At 74.8% G+C, this 2242-nt stretch carries 2 protein-coding genes and 4 pseudogenes; all 6 read right to left on the bottom strand.

The window, feature by feature from the left end; all coding sequences use genetic code 11:
• A pseudogene (locus FF86_RS61530) lies at positions 1 to 143 on the bottom strand (hypothetical protein); the annotation flags it as partial.
• Position 144: 1 nt separating this feature from the next.
• Positions 145 to 455, bottom strand: a pseudogene (locus tag FF86_RS63525) (hypothetical protein); the annotation flags it as partial.
• Positions 452 to 834: pseudogene (locus FF86_RS63520) on the bottom strand (hypothetical protein); the annotation flags it as partial. The pseudogenes FF86_RS63520 and FF86_RS63525, both read right to left, overlap by 4 nt.
• 8 nt (positions 835 to 842) lie before the next feature.
• Positions 843 to 1037 (bottom strand): annotated as a pseudogene (locus tag FF86_RS61520) (replication-relaxation family protein); the annotation flags it as partial.
• 1 nt (position 1038) lies between these two features.
• On the bottom strand, positions 1039 to 1318 hold a 280-nt coding region (locus FF86_RS61515; protein WP_242419862.1), incomplete at its 3' end, for a replication-relaxation family protein.
• A gap of 95 nt (positions 1319 to 1413) precedes the next feature.
• A complete protein-coding gene (locus FF86_RS61510) occupies positions 1414 to 1914 on the bottom strand; it encodes a TraM recognition domain-containing protein (RefSeq protein ID WP_255355971.1) in 501 nt (166 codons plus the stop codon).
• Between the last annotated feature and the right edge of the window lie 328 nt (positions 1915 to 2242).

The following is a 2242-nucleotide window of genomic DNA, read 5'->3' as shown; positions in this document are numbered from 1 at the left end:
GCGTCGTCGTGATTATAGGAAAATAGGGCGCCGTGGATATCGCGGCCGCCCGAGGCGCCGGAGGCGCACAGGTAGGCGGCGGCGGTGAATATCGCGTCGGCGGGGTCGTTGATGTCCGGGCCGCCGCCGTCGGCGTCGACGGCNTAGGCGGCGAACGTGGCGGGCAGGAACTGCATCGGCCCCTGCGCCCCGGCATCCGAGGTCCAGTCGGGGTTGCGACCGTGGTCAGTCTCGGTCTTGCCGACGGCGGCGAGCACGGTCCAAGACAGGCCGGGGCAGGTGGCGGCGGCGGCGAGGTAGAGCTGCTGGTAGTCGGCGGGAATGTCGTCGGCGGCGGTCTGGCTGGGCGGATCCCCACCGCCGAGGTCGGCCAGGCTCAGGACCCCTGCGGCGGCGGCGAACAGCAGCAGGACCAGGCCGGCGAGGACCGCACCGGCCGCGGCGAGTGCTTTCACGCGCCCAGATGCAGCACGGGCGGTCGTGGGTGGGGGGCCGGGTCGGGGTCGGCCGGGTCGCTGCCCGGCGGGGGGTCCAGCGGGCGGGTGGGGTGCAGCGGGGTGCCGTAGCGGCGGGTGAGCCCGTCCAGGTCGACGCGGGCGGTGGCGTGCAGGGGCAGCCAGACCGGGCGGGCGGGGGCGAGGTCGTCGTCGGCGTCGGGGGCGGTCAGCGGGCCGGGGGCGGCGGTGATGACGGTGACCCCGGGTGGGCTGGTGCGCAGCGCCGCCCGCAGGTTCGCCTCCCGCCGGGCGCTGGGGAGCCAGATCAGCAGTGGGGTCACGATGCCGCTGGCGGCGGCGAGGCGGCTGTAGGCGGGGAGTTTCCCGAGGACGCGGGNGAGGGGNTCGGTGCCGCGGTCGACCTCGACCATGACGTCGAGGCGGCGGTGTCCGTCGACCCAGACTCCGTAGCCGTCGGGGCGCACGACCCGCCCCCAGGTGTCGGCGGCGCGCCGCTCGGACCACCAGGTGACCAGCCCGTTGCCGTCGGGGCGGCCGCGGCTGGCATGGACCAGGGCGGTGAACAGGGTGTTGACGTCGNCGAGGTGCGCGAGGCGGGTGCCGTGGGCCAGGGCGTGGAGCCGGTCGCGGCGGTAGCCGAGATCCCGGACGCTGATGCCGCGTTCGGCGGCAAGGACCGCCGCCCCGGCAGTGCCGAGGACGTAGTGCAGGGGGGCGGCGATGAGGCGGTAGTTCGGGTGGACCCGGTCGACGACGCCGAGACGGTGCAGGGTGGCCAGGCGCATCCGGGTCTGGCGTTCGCCGTCGAAACACAGCCGGGTGATGTGCCGGCGGGTCAGCACCTGATGTTCGAGCAGCATGCCCAGCAGCCACCGGTCGCGGGCAGTGAGCCGCCCGGCGAGCTCGAGCAGCAGCGCGTCCTGCGAACGGGCCGAGCTTCGGCGGGAGGGAGGAGTCATGCCCCGCCCCCGTGCGGCTGGCCGGGTCGGGGATCGGCGGACGGTCGGGGCCGGGGTTCGTGAGCACCGGCCGTGGGGGCGGTGTGCCGGCGGGCCGCGGTGCGTAGGCCCGCTGCCCGGCCGGGTACCGCGCCGGGCAGCGGCCGGGTTCGCAACGTGAACGCGGCGCTGTCCGCGCCGCCGACGATCAGACGGGTCGCGGCGGTGAACGCGGGCAATCTGGCGAGGTCGTGGTGGGACAGGACGGGAGTGACGTGACGGGCGAGCTCGGAGGCGTCCCGCGGGCTCACCGCGAAGAACACCTTGCTGCGCGCGTTGGTCGACAGGGCGTCGGCGAGATCGGCGGGGAGTTGGCGTAGATGCTGGTGGGCCAGGACCATCGACAGCCGGTAGCCGCGGGCTTCGGCGAGCATGTCCTCGATCGCGCCCGGCAGGGTCAGAAAGTTTTGGCATTCATCCAGGTAGGCGGCGCAGTCTGCCCGCCGGGCGGGGGGCACGGCCGCGCGGCGCAACGCGGCCTGCCACACCTTCGCCAAGACGATGCTGCCGATGATCTGGGCGCCGTCCTCGCCGATCGCGCCTTTGGGGACACGGACGAGCAGGATNCCGCCGCGGTCGAGGACGNCGGGCACGTCGATGGTGGACTCCCCGCCNGCCAGCGCCGCNCGNGCGAAGTCNCNNAGCAGNAGCGCGCGGAGTTTGTTCATCAGCGGGCCGACGGCNGCGGCGCGCGCCCCGTCGGACAGCTCCGAGTACCAGTCCCAGAAACCGCCGAGGATCGGGTCGGACACCTTCGCGGCGGCGGCCCGGCGGGCCCGGGGATCG

Origin of the sequence: Frankia sp. CpI1-P (assembly GCF_001421075.1) — a bacterium.
Taxonomy (GTDB): Bacteria; Actinomycetota; Actinomycetes; order Frankiales; family Frankiaceae; genus Frankia; species Frankia torreyi.
This window is presented reverse-complemented; position numbering and strand designations above follow the sequence as displayed.